This is a genomic window from Planomonospora sp. ID82291 (assembly GCF_015711645.1).
Classification (GTDB): domain Bacteria; phylum Actinomycetota; class Actinomycetes; order Streptosporangiales; family Streptosporangiaceae; genus Planomonospora.
In genome coordinates this window covers 254773-271442 of the sequence record NZ_JABTEX010000001.1, presented here as the reverse complement: position 1 = coordinate 271442, position 16670 = coordinate 254773, and the positions used below count along the sequence as shown (strand labels likewise).

Here is a 16670-nt window from a genome sequence, read left to right as displayed (position 1 = left end):
GCCCTCCGCACACGCCGCGCGCGCCCCATCCGTCCCTCCGGCCACATGAAGTCAGGAAATCGCGGGTAGTAGGGCCGCATGCCGGACGAACCTCGCAGCGGCCAGACGCCGAACCTGATCCTCGCCACGACCGCGTTCGCGGTCACCTTCTGGGCCTGGAACCTGATCGGCCCCCTGGCCAGGACCTACAGCAAGCAGCTCGACCTGTCGCCGACCCAGACCTCCATGCTGGTCGCGATCCCCGTCCTGGTCGGCTCGCTCGGCCGCATCCCGGTGGGCATGCTCGCCGACCGGCTCGGCGGACGCCTGATGTTCGCCGTCATCTGCTTCGTCTCGATCATCCCGGTGCTCGGCGTCGGCTGGTCCGGCTCGTACGGCGCGCTGCTGTTCTGGGGCTTCCTGCTCGGCGTCGCCGGCACGTCCTTCGCGGTGGGCGTCCCCTTCGTCAACGCCTGGTACGAACCGGCCCGCAGGGGTTTCGCCACCGGCGTCTTCGGCGCAGGGATGGGCGGCACCGCGCTGTCGGCCTTCCTCACCCCGCGCCTGGTCGAGGCGGTCGGCCGGGCCCAGACGCACCTGCTGATGGCCGCGGCCCTCGCGGTCACCGGCGTCGTGATGCTGCTCCTCAGCAGGAACTCGCCCGCCTGGAAGCCGTCCACGGAGCCGGCGCTGCCCCGCATGCGCGACGCGATGAGGATCAGGGCGACCTGGCAGTGCGCGTTCCTGTACGCCGTCGCCTTCGGCGGCTTCGTCGCCTTCTCCACCTACCTGCCCACCCTGCTGCAGAACGTCTACGCGTTCACGCAGACCGAGGCCGGACTGCGCACCGCGGGGTTCTCCATCGCCGCGGTGATCGCCCGGCCGGTCGGCGGGATCCTGTCCGACCGGATCGGCCCGGTCAGGGTGCTGACCGCCTCCTTCGCCGGCGCCGTGGTGATGGCGCTCGTCCTGGTGCTGGAACCGCCCCCGGAGATCCCCGCCGGGTTGACCTTCGTGGTGATGGCGTTCTTCCTCGGCTTCGGCACCGGCGGGGTGTTCGCCCTGGTCGCCAAGCTCGTCGAACCGTCGCGGGTGGGTACGGTGACCGGCCTGGTCGGCGCCGCCGGAGGGCTCGGCGGCTACTTCCCGCCGCTGGTCATGGGCGTGGTCTACTCCGCCTTCGGGGCCTACACGGTGGGCTACGTCCTGCTCGCCGCGACCGCGCTGGCCGCCCTGCTCTACACCCGCAGGGCGTTCCCCGCCGCCGGGCGGCCCGGCGCGCGGAGCTGACCGCACGGGAGGCGCGAGTCCGGAAGAGGAGGTCCCGTTTCCCCGTGCGGGTGGTCGTCCGCTCCCCGGATCCGGCAGGCTAGGGGCCGCCATGGACAACGCAATTCTCACGGGGATCGTCCTCGTCACAGGTGTCGTGCTCGCCGTCGTCGCGCAGTGGAGGGGATGGCGCCCGTCGCTGCCCGTCGTGCTCGCCGTCGGGGTCGGCTTCCGGCTGCTCATCATGGCCGTCGCGGCCACCAGCGCGTGGCAGCCGGTCGACTTCGTCAACAGCTTCAAACCCGCCGGCGAGGCGGTGCTGAACGGACAGGACCCGGTCCTGGGAAGCGAGGGCGGCTGGCACTTCCTGCCGACCATCCCGTACGCGTACGGCCTGCTGCTCTGGCTGGGCATCCCGTGGGAGTGGGGTGGCCGCCTGGTCACCGTGGTGGCCGACATCATCCTCATCCCCCTGGTCGGCAGGCTCGCCGGCGGACCCGCGGCCTCCCTGCGGGCCTTCCAGTACGCCTGCAACCCCCTGGCCATCCTCATCGCCTCCGTGCACGGCCAGGTCGAGCCGGTCGCGCTGGTCTTCGGCGTCGCCGCCTTCGTCGTGGCCCGCGGCCCCGGCGACCCCGACCGTCCGGGCCTGCGCCACGACCCGGTCGCCTACGTCCGGCGGGCCGTCGCCGTCCACGGGCTCGGCGGCGCCGTACGGCGGGCGAGGGAGTACGGGATCGGCCGCGCGCTGCGGCAGGGGACGGCCCGGGGGCTCGCCCCGCGCGAGGGCGACCGGGCGGCGCTGCGCCGCGCCCTGTACGCCGGGCTGCTGATGGGCCTGGCCCTGTGCGCCAAGAGCTGGCCGATCTGGCTGATCCCCGGCATGCTCCTGCTGCTGCCCACCGTCCGGGCCCGCGCCGTCGCGTTCGTGGCGACCGGCATCATGCCGGTCTTCTTCATCGTCACCGAGCCCCTCCTCCTGAACGCCTCCCTGGACGAGATCGTCCAGGCCCTACGCACGATCGGGGACATCCGCCCGATCGTCGGCGAGTGGGGCTACAGCGCGATCCTCGTCGGAGGCGACTGGACGCTCGACTCCGGGATCGCCACCTTCGGCACCCGGCTGATCTACGTCACGGTGCTGGTGACGGCCTTCCTGTGGCGCCGCGCCGATCCGGTGGACCTGACCACCGCCGTGCTGCTCGCCTTCATGGTCGTCACCCCGCGCCTCGGCGCGCAGTACCTGCTGTGGTTCATGCCGTTCCTCGTCGCGCGCCCCACCCCTGCCCGCTTCGCCTGGCCCGCGATCATCGGCGTCTGCCTGTGGGCCGGGTACGGCTACCTCCCCATGACCCAGTCCTGGGAGATCTGGTCGACCCAGCACGCGGCGTGGGCCCAGGCCTCGGTGGCGCTGCTCCCGATCCTGGTCTACGCCATGCCCTGGGACCGGCGGATCTCGATCGCCTGCGGGCGGGCCCCGGAAAAGGCCCCCGCCCGACCGGCCGAGCGGAGCACGGTCCGGGACCCGGTCCGTGAAACGGCGGCTGCTAGGTTCCCGGAAGTGTGAGGAACAATGTGGAAGTCCTGCGCTACACCGCCTTCACCCACGATCCCGCGGGCGGCAACCCCGCCGGGATCATCCTGGACGCCGCGGAGATGACGGCCGAGGAGATGCGCGCCGTCGCCGCCGAGGTGGGCTACTCCGAGACCGCCTTCCTGACCGCGCGCGACGACGACAGGCGCGTCTTCCGGGTCCGCTACTTCGCGCCCTCGGCCGAGGTCGACTTCTGCGGGCACGCGACGATCGCCACCGCGGTGGCCCTGGCCGAACGGCTCGGGACCGGTCCGCTGACCTTCCGCACCAACGCGGGGGAGATCGCCGTGGAGACCGGTGTCGAGGGAGAGACGCTGCTCGCGACCCTCACCAGCGTGCCCACCCGCTCGGCGCCGGTGGCCGAGGACGCGCTGGACGAGGCGCTCACCGCGCTGCGCTGGTCCCGCGACGACCTGGACACGGCGTTCCCGCCGCACGTCGCCTTCGGCGGGGTCCACCACCTCATGCTCGCCGCGGCCTCCCGCGAGCGGCTGGCGGACCTGCACTACGACTTCGAGGCGCTGCGGTCGGTCATGACCCGCCACGGCTGGACGACCGTGAACCTCTTCTGGCGGGAGAACGACCGGCGCTACCACGCGCGCGACCCGTTCCCGGTGGGCGGTGTGGTCGAGGACCCGGCGACCGGGGCCGCGGCGGCCGCGTTCGGCGGGTACCTCAGGGTCCTGGAGGACGCGGTGAGGGAGTTCACGGTCATCCAGGGGGTGGACATGGGACGGCCGAGCGAGCTGAAGGTCTCGATCGCCGAGCCCGACGGCCGCACCCGGGTGAGCGGCGGGGCCGTCGCGATGCCGACCCCCTGACCTCCCGAACCCTCCCGGACTCCATGCGAAGTCCGTACGGGCTCCGTACGGGCTCCGTACGGGCTCCGACCGTGCGGCCCCGGCCTCCCGGATCCCTGATCACATGGAGGGCGGGCGCCGCGGCGCGCGTCCGATTCCTGCAAGACGCCGCCGGCGGCCGGGCGTACGGTCGGAGGCATGAAGACGCTGACGAACGACGCCCTGGCCGCGGCCAGGCGCCACCTGCTGCTCAACGCCCGGCTGATCGACCGGCTGAGGGGAGAGCGGCTGCTCGACGGCGGACCGGCGGACCGGGTGCTGACCGTGCTGCGGGGCTACCAGAACGCCGACGGCGGATTCGGCAACGCCCTGGAGCCGGACCTGCGGGGGCCGGAGAGCCAGCCCGAGCCCGTCGAGGTGGCGTTCTGGATCCTCGACGAGCTGGACGCGTTCGACGATCCGATGGTGACCCGCGCCTGCGACCACCTGCTGACGGTCACCGCGCCCGACGGGGGAGTGCCGTTCGTGCTGCCGAGTGTGCGCACCTCACCCCGTGCGCCCTGGTGGGAGACCCCTGACGACCCGCCCGGCTCCCTGGTGCCGACCGCCTCCATCGCGGGCCTGCTGCACAAGCACAAGATCGACCACCCGTGGCTCGGCCCGGCCACCGCGTTCACCTGGGCCGCCATAGAGGGGACGAGCGAGATCGAGCCCTACACCGCCCGCGCGATCCTGCACTTCCTGGAGCACGCCCCGGACCGCGACCGCGCCCACGACGAGTTCGCGCGGCTCCGCGAGGCGATCCTGGCCACCGTCTCCCTCGACCCGGCCGCGGAGGGCGAGGCCCACTTCCCGCTGGACTTCGTCCCCGAGCCCGGCGCCCTGCCGCTCTTCGGCGAGGAGGTTCTGGAGACGCACCTGGACGCGCTGATCGACCAGCAGGGCGGGGACGGCGGCTGGGCGCCGAACTTCCCGATGTGGACGCCGATCGTCGCCCACGAGTGGGGCGGCTTCCTCACCGTGGCGCGGCTGAGGACCCTCAAGGCCTACGGCCGGCTGACGAGCTGACGCAGGGACACGCCGGCCAGCCGCCGCACCTCGTTGGACAGGTGCGACTGGTCGGCGTAGCCGCTGGCCAGCGCCACCTCGGCCAGTGCGGTGCCGCGCCCGGCCAGCCGGATCGCCCGCTGGAACCGGACGACCCGCTGCAGCGTCTTGGGACCGTACCCGAACGCCCGCACACACCGCCGGTGCAGTTGCCGCTCGCTCATCCCGAGGTCCCGGGCGACCTCCCCGACGCTCCGCGCGGTCCGCAGCGCCGCCGCGACCACCGGCACGGCGGGGTCCGGTCCCGGCGTCGCGCGCAGCCGTACGGCCAGCGCCTCCTGGACGGTCCCGAGGACCTTCCGGACGCCCCCGCTCCCGCTCCCACCGTCGCCGCCGCCGGCGGTCCCGGCGGCCGTGATCGCGGCCGCCACGGCTTCGGCGTCCAGTTCCGGCAGTCCGCCGAGGTCGGCCAGCGGCACCCGCTGGTCCCGCAGGGCCTCGACCGGCACGCCGAGCGCCTCGCCCACCGCCCCCGGCCGGAACCGGATCCCCGTGTAGCGGTCACCGGGGGACATGGCGACCGGCATCGGCCCGGTGTCGGGCCCGGCCACATGCGGCCCGCGGGGGCCCCAGACCAGGTCGACGCATCCGTCGGGCACGACCAGCCCGGTGCCGGCGGACGTCGTGACGCGCGTCCAGACGCAGGCGAGCCGGTGGGCGAGGGCCGGATCGGGAGCCCACTCGCGGTACATGGGATCAGGGTACGGCGGAGGCCCCGGAAGGGGGCGCGGTCCCCGGGGCCGCGGGCGGGGCCGGCTCGCGATCCCCGCGATCCTCCTGGTCGGGGGGCTCGCGACCGGGTTCTCCCTGGGGGGGTTCTCCGGAGACGAGCGCCGCGGCCCACCCGCCGCGCGGATCGCTGTCGATCAGCAGGGCGCGGACCAGCAGGCTGAGCGGGATGGCCAGCAGGGCGCCCAGGGGACCGAGCACGAACGCCCAGACGATGAGGGACAGGAACGTCACGGTCGTGGACAGGCCGACCGCGTCGCCGAGGAACTTGGGCTGGATGAGCGACTGGACCACGAAGTTGATCGCGATGTAGGCGGCGATCACCAGGAGCATGGTCTCGAACCCGCCCTCCAGCAGGCCGAGCAGGGCAGGGGGGACGAGCCCGATGACGAAGCCGATGTTCGGGATGTAGTTGGTGATCAGGGCGAGGACGCCCCACAGGAGGGGGAGCGGAACGCCCAGCGCCCAGAGCGCGGCGGCGTCCAGCGCGGCGCAGACGAGGCCGAAGACCGTGGAGACGACCAGGTAGCGGCGGGTCTTGTGGGCGAAGTCGTCGAGCGCGGCGACGAGTTTCGGCCGGGAGGCCGCGCCGTGGGCGAGGACCGTGGCGAAGGACCGCGCGTCCAGGCACATGGCCAGCAGCAGCACCACGATGAGGACCAGGCCGGAGAAGGCGCCGAGCAGTCCGGAGGCGAATCCCTGCACGAAGGTGAAGACCTTGCCCGGGTCGAACGATCTGATCGCCTGGTCGATCTGCGGGCCGCCGATCCCCAGCCGGGCGGCGAACCCCCGCAGCTGGGCGACGATCTCGCCGAACTGGTCGCCGTAGGTGGGGGCCAGGCCGGCCAGCTGCGCGACGGAGAGGGTCAGGACGGCCATCATGCCGAGCAGCAGGGCCAGCACGATGGCCAGTGGGATGGCGACCTGCAGCCATCCGGGGGCGCCGCGCGCGTCGAGCCGGGTTCTGACGGGGGAGACCGCCATGACGAGCACCAGCGCGAGGAGCACCGGGCCGAGGATGGAGCCGACCGCCTTGACGCCGGCCAGCGTGACCACGGCGCCCGCCGTGCAGAGCAGCAAGATCAGTGGCCGGGGGAGCACTCGTTGATCTGTCACGTCCGGTACCTACCCAGAGGACGGAGAACACGTCCCCGACGGGGGTGCAGCTGATTTGACGGGGGTGTCGGCCGTACATATAGTTCACAAGCCCGAGGGGCGGCGGAGATCGCCGAGGACCTCGGGAACCCCCTCTGATCAGCTTCTTCCGGTGGGACGCGTGCGTCCCGGCGGAATCCGGTTCGACACGAACGGGATGTGGAGGTAAGTTAGAGGGGTTGCCCCGGAGACGGGGCGGTTCCGGTCGAACCGGGATCGGACGAATCGGGTCGGATTGACACGAAACGGACGATACGGTAAGATAGGAACGCAACGAAGTGGAACGCCCCGCGAGATGCGGCCTCCGGGCCCGTCGGACGGTGAACGCGTCCGTTTCTTGAGAACTCAACAGTGTGCTAAAAGCCAGTGCATGATGCACAACCCCGTCCCACCCCGCCGTCGCGGCAGGGAGGACGGATTCCTTTGGTTGGATCATCCATCATGGATGCTTTCAGCCGGGATGCAACTGTTCAGACATTGTTTGGAGAGTTTGATCCTGGCTCAGGACGAACGCTGGCGGCGTGCTTAACACATGCAAGTCGAGCGGAAAGGCCCTTCGGGGTACTCGAGCGGCGAACGGGTGAGTAACACGTGAGTAACCTGCCCCTGACTCTGGGATAAGCCCGGGAAACTGGGTCTAATACCGGATACGACCCGCGGTCGCATGGCCTGCGGGTGGAAAGTTTTTTCGGTCGGGGATGGACTCGCGGCCTATCAGCTTGTTGGTGAGGTAGTGGCTCACCAAGGCGACGACGGGTAGCCGGCCTGAGAGGGCGACCGGCCACACTGGGACTGAGACACGGCCCAGACTCCTACGGGAGGCAGCAGTGGGGAATATTGCGCAATGGGCGGAAGCCTGACGCAGCGACGCCGCGTGGGGGATGACGGCCTTCGGGTTGTAAACCTCTTTCAGCAGGGACGAAGGTGACGTGTACCTGCAGAAGAAGCGCCGGCTAACTACGTGCCAGCAGCCGCGGTAATACGTAGGGCGCAAGCGTTGTCCGGAATTATTGGGCGTAAAGAGCTCGTAGGTGGCTTGTCGCGTCGGATGTGAAAGCTTGGGGCTTAACTCCAGGTCTGCATTCGATACGGGCTGGCTAGAGGTAGGTAGGGGCAAGCGGAATTCCTGGTGTAGCGGTGAAATGCGCAGATATCAGGAGGAACACCGGTGGCGAAGGCGGCTTGCTGGGCCTTACCTGACGCTGAGGAGCGAAAGCGTGGGGAGCGAACAGGATTAGATACCCTGGTAGTCCACGCTGTAAACGTTGGGCGCTAGGTGTGGGGGCCTTCCACGGTTTCCGCGCCGTAGCTAACGCATTAAGCGCCCCGCCTGGGGAGTACGGCCGCAAGGCTAAAACTCAAAGGAATTGACGGGGGCCCGCACAAGCGGCGGAGCATGTTGCTTAATTCGACGCAACGCGAAGAACCTTACCAAGGCTTGACATCGCCCGGAAACCCTCAGAGATGGGGGCCTCTTCGGACTGGGTGACAGGTGGTGCATGGCTGTCGTCAGCTCGTGTCGTGAGATGTTGGGTTAAGTCCCGCAACGAGCGCAACCCTTGTTCCATGTTGCCAGCGGCGTCCTTCGGGGCGGCCGGGGACTCATGGGAGACTGCCGGGGTCAACTCGGAGGAAGGTGGGGATGACGTCAAGTCATCATGCCCCTTATGTCTTGGGCTGCAAACATGCTACAATGGCCGGTACAGAGGGTTGCGATACCGTGAGGTGGAGCGAATCCCTAAAAGCCGGTCTCAGTTCGGATTGGGGTCTGCAACTCGACCCCATGAAGTCGGAGTCGCTAGTAATCGCAGATCAGCAACGCTGCGGTGAATACGTTCCCGGGCCTTGTACACACCGCCCGTCACGTCACGAAAGTCGGCAACACCCGAAGCCCGTGGCCCAACCCACTTGTGGGGGGGAGCGGTCGAAGGTGGGGCTGGCGATTGGGACGAAGTCGTAACAAGGTAGCCGTACCGGAAGGTGCGGCTGGATCACCTCCTTTCTAAGGAGCACCGGCCAGGGTCCGCGTGAGCGGTTCTGGTCCATGTCGCGGTCATCGGCGAGTGTCCGGTGCGCGGCGCGCTCATTAGTGGAGCACTGGTTATTCGGTTCGGCGTGGTCGCCGGCCGGCTAGTACCGCCTGGTCGTCTCCTTCGGAAGAGCGTTCAGGAGTGGGAACGGCGGTCCGGGGGGCGTGCGGTTCCGGGCACACTGTTGGGTCCTGAGGGAACGGACCATGTGGGGCGCGGCTCCCGCCGATGGCGGGTAGGTCGCGTTCCGGCTCGCCTCGACGTGGTCGGGGTGGGAGGGTTCGTGGTGTTCCTCGGACGGGGCCGATCTTCTGTCATACCGGTTCGCCGGGTGGAGGCTTGTGAAGTCTTCGCCGGTGCGGGTGTCTGGTGGCGGGTGGGGTCGGTGGCTGTTTGTTGTTTGAGATTTGCATAGTGGACGCGAGCATCTTTGTGGCCAAGTTTTTTAGGGCACACGGTGGATGCCTTGGCATCAGGAGCCGATGAAGGACGTGGGAGGCTGCGTTAAGCCTCGGGGAGTCGCCAACCAGACGTTGATCCGGGGATGTCCGAATGGGGAAACCTAGCACCCGTCATGGGGTGTTGCCTCCGCCTGAATGTATAGGGCGGTTGGTGGTAACGCGGGGAAGTGAAACATCTCAGTACCCGTAGGAAGAGAAAACAACATGTGATTCCGTGAGTAGTGGTGAGCGAAAGCGGATGAGGCTAAACCGTATGCGTGTGATAGCCGGCAGGCGTTGCGTGTGCGGGGTCGTGGGACCTTCTGGCGGTTTCTGCCGAGACCGCGAGCAGTGAGAAATCCAGTGGGTAGTCGAAGTCTCTGGGAAGGGACGCCGTAGACCGTGAGAGCCGGGTAGGCGAAACCTGTTGGACTGCTGGAGGGGATCCCAAGTAGCACGGGGCCCGAGAAATCCTGTGTGAATCTGCCAGGACCACCTGGTAAGCCTAAATACTCCCTGATGACCGATAGTGCACTAGTACCGTGAGGGAAAGGTGAAAAGCACCCCGGTGAGGGGTCGTGAAATAGTACCTGAAACCGTGTGCCTACAAGCCGTAGGAGCGTAGCCGTCTTCGGGCGGCTGTGATGTGACTGCGTGCCTTTTGAAGAATGAGCCTGCGAGTTATGGTGTGTGGCGAGGTTAACCCGTGTGGGGGAGCCGTAGGGAAACCGAGTCTGAAGAGGGCGTTTGAGTCGCATGCTGTAGACCCGAAGCGGAGTGATCTAGGCATGGGCAGGTTGAAGCGTGGGTAAGACTGCGTGGAGGACCGAACCCACCAGGGTTGAAAACCTGGGGGATGACCTGTGTTTAGGGGTGAAAGGCCAATCAAACTCCGTGATAGCTGGTTCTCCCCGAAATGCATTTAGGTGCAGCGTTGCGTGTTTCTTGCCGGAGGTAGAGCACTGGATGGCCGATGGGCCCGACAAGGTTACTGACGTCAGCCAAACTCCGAATGCCGGTAAGTGAGAGCGTGGCAGTGAGACTGCGGGGGATAAGCTCCGTAGTCGAGAGGGAAACAGCCCAGACCACCGACTAAGGCCCCTAAGCGTGTGCTAAGTGGGAAAGGATGTGGAGTCGCAGTGACAACCAGGAGGTTGGCTTAGAAGCAGCCATCCTTGAAAGAGTGCGTAATAGCTCACTGGTCAAGTGATTCCGCGCCGACAATGTAGCGGGGCTCAAGTGCACCGCCGAAGTCGTGGCATTCACATGTTGAGCCTGGCAGCGCGAGCTGTCTGGGTGTGTGGATGGGTAGGGGAGCGTCGTGCGGCCGGCGAAGCAGCCGAGTGATCGAGTTGTGGAGGCCGTGCGAGTGAGAATGCAGGCATGAGTAGCGAATCAGAAGTGAGAAACTTCTGCGCCGGATGACCAAGGGTTCCTGGGCCAGGCTAATCCGCCCAGGGTAAGTCGGGACCTAAGGCGAGGCCGACAGGCGTAGTCGATGGACAACGGGTTGATATTCCCGTACCCGTGGTGATGCGCCCATATCGAATCCAGTGATACTAAGGGTCCTTAAGCCCTTCTGCCCTTCGGGGTGGGGGTGAGGCTGAACGCCTGGCCTGATCTGGTAGTAGGTAAGCGATGGGGTGACGCAGGAAGGTAGCCCATCCCAGGCGATGGTAGTCCTGGGGTAAGCGTGTAGGGAGAGAGGTAGGCAAATCCGCCTCTCATGTATCTTGAGACGTGATGCCGAGCCGATTGTGGCGAAGTGGGTGATCCTATGCTGCCGAGAAAAGCCTCTAGCGAGCATCGTTGCGGCCCGTACCCGAAACCGACTCAGGTGGTCAGGTAGAGAATACCAAGGCGATCGGGTGAACTGTGGTTAAGGAACTCGGCAAATTGCCCCCGTAACTTCGGGAGAAGGGGGGCCTTCGCTGGTGACGAGTCTTGCGCTCTGAGCTGGTGGGGGCCGCAGTGGCCAGGGGGAAGCGACTGTTTACTAAAAACACAGGTCCGTGCGAAGTCGTAAGACGATGTATACGGACTGACGCCTGCCCGGTGCTGGAACGTTAAGGGGACCGGTTAGCGGGTGCAAGCCTGCGACGCTGAGAACTTAAGCGCCAGTAAACGGCGGTGGTAACTATAACCATCCTAAGGTAGCGAAATTCCTTGTCGGGTAAGTTCCGACCTGCACGAATGGCGTAACGACTTCCCCGCTGTCTCAACCGCAGACCCGGCGAAATTGCACTACGAGTAAAGATGCTCGTTACGCGCAGCAGGACGGAAAGACCCCGGGACCTTCACTACAGCTTGACATTGGCGTTTGGAGCGTCTTGTGTAGGATAGGTGGGAGGCGGTGGAGCTCGGACGCTAGTTCGGGTGGAGTCATTGGTGAAATACCACTCTGGTCGTTTTGAACGTCTAACTTCGGTCCGTGATCCGGATCAGGGACAGTGTCTGGTGGGTAGTTTAACTGGGGCGGTTGCCTCCTAAAGGGTAACGGAGGCGCCCAAAGGTTCCCTCAGCCTGGTTGGCAATCAGGTGTCGAGTGTAAGTGCACAAGGGAGCTTGACTGTGAGACCGACGGGTCGAGCAGGAGCGAAAGCTGGGACTAGTGATCCGGCGGTGGCATGTGGAAGCGCCGTCGCTCAACGGCTAAAAGGTACCCCGGGGATAACAGGCTGATCTTCCCCAAGAGTCCATATCGACGGGATGGTTTGGCACCTCGATGTCGGCTCGTCGCATCCTGGGGCTGGAGTAGGTCCCAAGGGTTGGGCTGTTCGCCCATTAAAGCGGTACGCGAGCTGGGTTTAGAACGTCGCGAGACAGTTCGGTCCCTATCCGCTGCGCGCGCAGGAGACTTGAAAGGGGCTGTCCCTAGTACGAGAGGACCGGGACGGACGAACCTCTGGTGTGCCAGTTGTTCCGCCAGGAGCACGGCTGGTTGGCTACGTTCGGAAGGGATAACCGCTGAAAGCATCTAAGCGGGAAGCTCGCCTTGAGATGAGGTCTCCCACCCTGTGAGGGGGTAAGGCTCCCGGTAGACGACCGGGTTGATAGGCCGGAGGTGGAAGCGCAGTAATGTGTGGAGCTGACCGGTACTAATAGGCCGAGGACTTGACCTCAAAGTTCATGCTTGGTTTCTGCAGCGCTCTGTATCCTTCGCCGGGTCCGGAGCAGCGCGAAACCGAGGTTCTTGCTCGCGTCCACTAGGCAATTCTGAGACAACAGGCATCTGCTTGTGTGTTTCATGGGGTTACGGCGGTTATGGCGAAGGGGAAACACCCGGTTACATTCCGAACCCGGAAGTTAAGCTCTTCAGCGCCGATGGTACTGCACTCGGGAGGGTGTGGGAGAGTAGGTCGCCGCCGGACATTTTTTGTGGAGAGGGCCGTCCCTGTGGGGCGGCCCTTTCTGTGTTTTCGGGGGGGTTTCCCGGGGGTTCGGGGTGTCATCCGTTTTCCCGGGGTGTCGTGGGGTGTGCGGGGTCTGCTGGTCCGGGGTGCCGTGCCGGCCGCGTCCGAAGGGCATCCGGGCCGCCCGGGCGGTCGGGGGCCCGCGGCCCGAGTCAGTAGGCTGGGGACGTGGACTACCGAGCGGTTGAACGAGCAATCATGGAACGCGGCGTCGAGTGGAAGTTCGAACCCACTCTGGACAGGATCTCCGCCCTCATGGACGTGCTCGGTTCACCGCAACGCGCCTATCCGGTCGTTCACGTCGCCGGCACGAACGGCAAGTCGAGCACGACGCGGATGATCGAGACCCTCCTGCGGGAGAGGAACCTGCGCGTCGGCAGGTTCACCAGTCCTCACCTGATCTCCATGCGCGAGCGCATCTGCATCGACGGGGTGCCGCTGGAAGAGGAGCGCTTCACGGAGGTCTACCAGGACGTCGCACCCTACCTGGAGATGATCGACGCCCGGGGCAGGAGGCTCTCCTTCTTCGAGACCCTCACCGCGATGGCGTTCGCCGCCTTCGCCGACGCCCCGGTGGACGTCGCGGTCATCGAGACGGGCATGGGCGGCAGCTTCGACGCCACCAACGTCGCGGACGGCACGGTCGCCGTGATCACGCCGATCTCCCTCGACCACGTCGACTACCTCGGACCGGACGTGGCGACCATCGCGGGGGAGAAGGCCGGCATCGTCAAGCCGGCTGCGACCGCCGTACTGGCCCAGCAGGAGCTTCCCGCGGCCGAGGTGCTGATGCGCAGGGCCGCGGAGACCGGGGCCGTCGTGGCGCGCGAAGGGCTGGAGTTCGGGGTCGTCTCCAGGGAACTGGCGATCGGTGGGCAGCTGCTCCACCTCAGAGGCCTCAAGGGGGACTACCCGGAGGTCATGCTCCCGCTGTACGGCGCGCACCAGGCGGGCAACGCCGCCTGCGCGCTGGCGGCGGTCGAGGCGCTGACCGCCGGTGACGAGACACTCGATCCCGAGCTGGTCCGGCAGGCGTTCCTGCAGGTGCGGTCGCCCGGCAGACTCGAGGTCGTACGGCGGGGCCCCACGGTGCTCGTGGACGCGGCGCACAATCCGGGCGGCGTCCAGGCGACCCTGGAGGCCGTGCAGGAGTCCTTCGACTTCGCCACGCTCATCGCGGTGGTGGCGGTCTTCGAGGACAAGGACGTACGGGGCATGCTGGAGCTGCTGGAGCCCATGGTCGACGAGATCGTGGTGACCAGGAACTCCTCGCCCCGGTCGATGGACGTCGACGAGCTCGCGGCGCTCACCGCAGACGTCTTCGGCCCCGAGCGGGTCCGCCGGACCGAACGCCTCGACGACGCCATCGATCTCGGCATCGGCCTGGCGGACGAGGCGGGGGAGTTCGCGGGAGCGGGGGTTCTGATCACCGGGTCGGTGGTCACCGCCGGAGACGCGCGGCTGCTGCTCAAGGCGGGCGAGGCCGGATGAGCCCGGCCGAGGGGGGAGAGCGAAGGATGATCAGGGTCACGCCGGGCACGCGCCGGCTCTGCGCCAGTGTGCTCGGGATGGAGGCGATCGTCCTGGGGCTGCTCACCCCCGTGGCGATCAACGTCCAGGGGGTCGCCCCCGCGGTGGCGGTGGCCGTGGGCATCGGGCTGGCGGTGCTGTGCGTCGTCGTCACCGGGTTGCTCAAGCATTCCTCCGCCTACGTCGCGGGGAGCGTCGTCCAGGTGCTGGCGATCCTCGCCGGGCTGCTGGTCCCCATGATGTTCTTCCTCGGATCGATCTTCGCGGCCCTGTGGATTACAGCGATATTCGTCGCTCACCGTGTCGAGGGCGTGACTTCCCGCTAAAGTCGGCCAGCATGGCCGTCCCCCCAACTCAGCCGACGCGGACGGTGGCCGCCGAGCCTGCGGTCCCGACACGTGCGCCCCGTTCCTCCGTGCTGCTCGACGTCGTCCTCGGACTGCTCGTCGCGGTGGCGCTTCCGCTGGCGATCGTCGCCATTCCGAACACCGTCTCGGTGGTGGCCGCCCTCCTGCCGCCCGGCGTCTCGCAGATCGAGCTGATCCGGGCGCACGGGCTGGCGCTGCCCTCGATGGTGATGACCGTTCCGCTGGCCGCCCTGATCGTGCGCCGGCTGCGGGCCGCCCCGGTCCTGATGGCCGGGCTGACGCTGCTCGCGGCCGCCGATGCGGCGGGCGGCTTCGCCGACTCGGCGCTGATGGTGGGCGTCCTGCGCGGAGTGCACGGGATCGGCGCGGGCCTGCTCGTCCCGGCCACGCTGGTGGCGGTGTGGGAGCGGTCGCGCACGCTCCGGGCCGTGTGGGCGGGCATGCTCGCGACGAGCCTCCTGGCGGCGCAGGCGCTGGCCCTGTGGCCGCTGGACGAGGCCACCTCGTGGCGGGTCACGCTCCAGCCGTACCCGCTGCTGACCGGCATCGCCCTCACGCTCGCGGCCGTCCACCTGGTGCTGTGGCTGAGGAGCGGCCACGGCGCCGCGGCGCCGCCCGGACCGGGTCCGGCGGAGCGGCGGCGGTTGCTGCTGGCGCTGGTGCCCTGCGTGGGCATCGCGTTCCTGGCGTTCGGCACGACCTTCGACTGGTCGCCGGGGCTGGTGGTCCTCACGGCGCTGCTGGCCACCGTCGTGCTGGCGGGGTTCGCCGCCGCGGGATCCTTCGAAGGGGCGGACGGGCGCATCCTCGCCTACGCGATGCCGACGGTCGGGATCGTGGTCCTGTCGATGGCGGCCCAGGTCACCTACGTCGAGCTCCGCGGGCTGGGAGGTCCTGGTCTGGCCGCGCTCTGGCCCGCCTTCGTGCTCGCCGGGGTGGCGGCGGTGGCCGCCGCCGTGCTGGTGAACCGTCTGGACGACGCGGCCATGTCCATGATCACGGCAGGTGGCCTGGTGGTCGTGGTGGCCGGTCTGTGCACGGTGAGGTTCCTGCTCCCGGCCGTCGAGGGGCCGGTGCTGATCGCCCCGTTCGTCCTGCTGGCGGCAGGATCGGCGGTGGCCCTGACCTCCGCTCTGCGCCTGGCCGGCGTGGGCGCCTCGCTCTTCGCGCTGTCGCTGTTCTTCCCGGGAGTGCTCGTGGGCTTCCTGCTGGGCAGCGGGATACAGGTCGCCCGCCTGAAGGAGGCGGTCGTGCGATCGAGGGAGGGCGCTTCCTCGCAGGCGCTGGTCGACGCGTTCGTGGGCGCCCTGCACCTGTGGGCGCTGATCGGCGGGGGCCTGGTGGTCGTCGTGATCGTGCTCTGCGCGCTTCTGGCGCGCCGGTCGGCGGCGGTCCGGCCGGGCGCGGACAGCGGGGAGAGGCCGGACGCCGGACCGGCGGTGCAGCAGGAGGCGCGCCGCTCTCCGGCGACGCCGGACGCGCCGGAGGGACCCGGCACGGGGCCGGTCGTCCCCTCGCCCATGCCCTCGCCGGAGGACTCCGCCGGGGACGGGCCTTCCTCCCCGGGCTGATGGTCGCCGACGGTCGAGGTCTGCCGCGGACCTTCGGTAAACTGCGCCCGTTCACCGCACGTCCGCGGTCCATCCCGTTCAAAGGAGAACTTCAGTGTCCGAGCGGACTCTTGTCCTGATCAAGCCCGACGGCGTCGCGCGCGGTCTCATCGGCGACGTGATCGCCCGTGTCGAGCGCAAGGGCCTGAAGGTCGTCGCGATGGACCTGCGCACCCTGGACGCCGAGACCGCCAAGGTCCACTACGCGGAGCACGCGGAGCGGCCGTTCTTCGGCGAGCTGGTCGAGTTCATCACCTCCGGGCCGCTCGTCGCGATGGTGCTGGAGGGCCCCCGCGCGGTCGAGGCGTTCCGTGCGCTGGCTGGTCTGACCGACCCGGTGAAGTCCGCGCCCGGCACCATCCGCGGCGACCACGCCCTGGAGATCGGCGAGAACGTGGTCCACGGCTCGGACTCGCCCGAGTCCGCCGCCCGCGAGATCAAGATCTTCTTCCCGGACCGCTTCTAGGCTCCAGGCTCCGCAGACCCCGTAAGGCCCCGCCGTCCTGTTGGGACGGCGGGGCCTTACGCATGTGACGGAACGTGAGATTTTTCGGGGACAGGATGGCTCATTGTGGATAGAGATGGGTACATACGGTCACAAAGCGAGTTCACTCCGTAGTTCTCGCCGATGACCGACGGAAGGAAG

10 protein-coding genes and 3 rRNA genes are annotated in these 16670 nt (G+C 67.9%); 11 read left to right on the top strand and 2 right to left on the bottom strand.

Going from position 1 to position 16670, the window contains the following annotated elements:
- Positions 1-78 precede the first annotated feature (78 nt).
- From HS045_RS01210 to HS045_RS01195, 4 genes are all read left to right on the top strand, one after another.
- Positions 79-1269 (top strand): nitrate/nitrite transporter, encoded by a 1191-nt coding sequence (locus HS045_RS01210; protein WP_196449326.1) that lies wholly within the window; start codon positions 79-81, stop codon positions 1267-1269.
- A gap of 91 nt (positions 1270-1360) precedes the next feature.
- Positions 1361-2815 carry a hypothetical protein gene (locus HS045_RS01205; protein WP_196449325.1) on the top strand — a complete coding sequence of 485 codons (1455 nt, stop codon included), beginning with the start codon at positions 1361-1363 and terminating at the stop codon, positions 2813-2815.
- Complete coding sequence (locus tag HS045_RS01200) at positions 2812-3663, top strand: PhzF family phenazine biosynthesis protein (RefSeq protein WP_196449324.1); 852 nt, start codon at positions 2812-2814, stop codon at positions 3661-3663. Before HS045_RS01205 ends, HS045_RS01200 begins: the two co-directional genes overlap by 4 nt.
- A 177-nt stretch (positions 3664-3840) precedes the next feature.
- Positions 3841-4710, top strand: coding sequence for a hypothetical protein (locus tag HS045_RS01195; protein ID WP_196449323.1), 870 nt, complete (start codon positions 3841-3843; stop codon positions 4708-4710).
- Here HS045_RS01195 and HS045_RS01190 read toward each other — a convergent pair.
- Both HS045_RS01190 and HS045_RS01185 read right to left on the bottom strand, forming a co-directional pair.
- On the bottom strand, positions 4689-5441 hold the full coding sequence (locus tag HS045_RS01190) for an AraC family transcriptional regulator (protein ID WP_196449322.1): 753 nt from the start codon (positions 5439-5441) through the stop codon (positions 4689-4691). The genes HS045_RS01195 and HS045_RS01190 overlap by 22 nt on opposite strands.
- Before the next feature lie 4 nt (positions 5442-5445).
- Positions 5446-6594: an AI-2E family transporter gene (locus tag HS045_RS01185; RefSeq protein ID WP_196449321.1), complete on the bottom strand. Its 1149-nt coding sequence runs from the start codon at positions 6592-6594 to the stop codon at positions 5446-5448.
- Between the two features lie 517 nt (positions 6595-7111).
- On the opposite strand from HS045_RS01185, the gene HS045_RS01180 reads away from it, so the two are divergent.
- The 7 genes from HS045_RS01180 to ndk all read left to right on the top strand — a co-directional run bounded on the left by HS045_RS01180 (position 7112) and on the right by ndk (position 16490).
- Positions 7112-8635 (top strand): 16S ribosomal RNA (locus HS045_RS01180).
- A gap of 462 nt (positions 8636-9097) precedes the next feature.
- Positions 9098-12225: ribosomal RNA gene (locus HS045_RS01175) — 23S ribosomal RNA — on the top strand.
- 132 nt (positions 12226-12357) lie between these two features.
- A 5S ribosomal RNA gene (gene rrf / locus HS045_RS01170) occupies positions 12358-12474 on the top strand.
- Together the 16S, 23S and 5S rRNA genes form the textbook arrangement of a ribosomal RNA operon.
- Positions 12475-12714: 240 nt before the next feature.
- On the top strand, positions 12715-14007 hold the full coding sequence (locus HS045_RS01165) for a folylpolyglutamate synthase/dihydrofolate synthase family protein (protein ID WP_196449320.1): 1293 nt from the start codon (positions 12715-12717) through the stop codon (positions 14005-14007).
- Between the two features lie 26 nt (positions 14008-14033).
- Positions 14034-14372 (top strand): DUF4233 domain-containing protein, encoded by a 339-nt coding sequence (locus HS045_RS01160; RefSeq protein ID WP_196449319.1) that lies wholly within the window; start codon positions 14034-14036, stop codon positions 14370-14372.
- Between the two features lie 11 nt (positions 14373-14383).
- The gene (locus HS045_RS01155; RefSeq protein ID WP_196449318.1) at positions 14384-15985 is read left to right on the top strand and encodes a hypothetical protein; all 1602 of its coding nucleotides are present in this window, start codon (positions 14384-14386) and stop codon (positions 15983-15985) included.
- 94 nt (positions 15986-16079) lie between these two features.
- The gene (gene ndk / locus HS045_RS01150; protein WP_196449317.1) at positions 16080-16490 is read left to right on the top strand and encodes a nucleoside-diphosphate kinase; all 411 of its coding nucleotides are present in this window, start codon (positions 16080-16082) and stop codon (positions 16488-16490) included.
- Positions 16491-16670 lie beyond the last annotated feature (180 nt).

Coding starts and splice junctions, on each gene's coding strand:
- HS045_RS01210 (WP_196449326.1), top strand. CDS start 79: ATGCCGGACGAACCTCGCAGCGGCCAGACGCCGAACCTGATCCTCGCC.
- HS045_RS01205 (WP_196449325.1), top strand. CDS start 1,361: ATGGACAACGCAATTCTCACGGGGATCGTCCTCGTCACAGGTGTCGTG.
- HS045_RS01195 (WP_196449323.1), top strand. CDS start 3,841: ATGAAGACGCTGACGAACGACGCCCTGGCCGCGGCCAGGCGCCACCTG.
- HS045_RS01190 (WP_196449322.1), bottom strand. CDS start 5,441: ATGTACCGCGAGTGGGCTCCCGATCCGGCCCTCGCCCACCGGCTCGCC.
- HS045_RS01165 (WP_196449320.1), top strand. CDS start 12,715: ATGGAACGCGGCGTCGAGTGGAAGTTCGAACCCACTCTGGACAGGATC.
- HS045_RS01160 (WP_196449319.1), top strand. CDS start 14,034: ATGATCAGGGTCACGCCGGGCACGCGCCGGCTCTGCGCCAGTGTGCTC.
- HS045_RS01155 (WP_196449318.1), top strand. CDS start 14,384: ATGGCCGTCCCCCCAACTCAGCCGACGCGGACGGTGGCCGCCGAGCCT.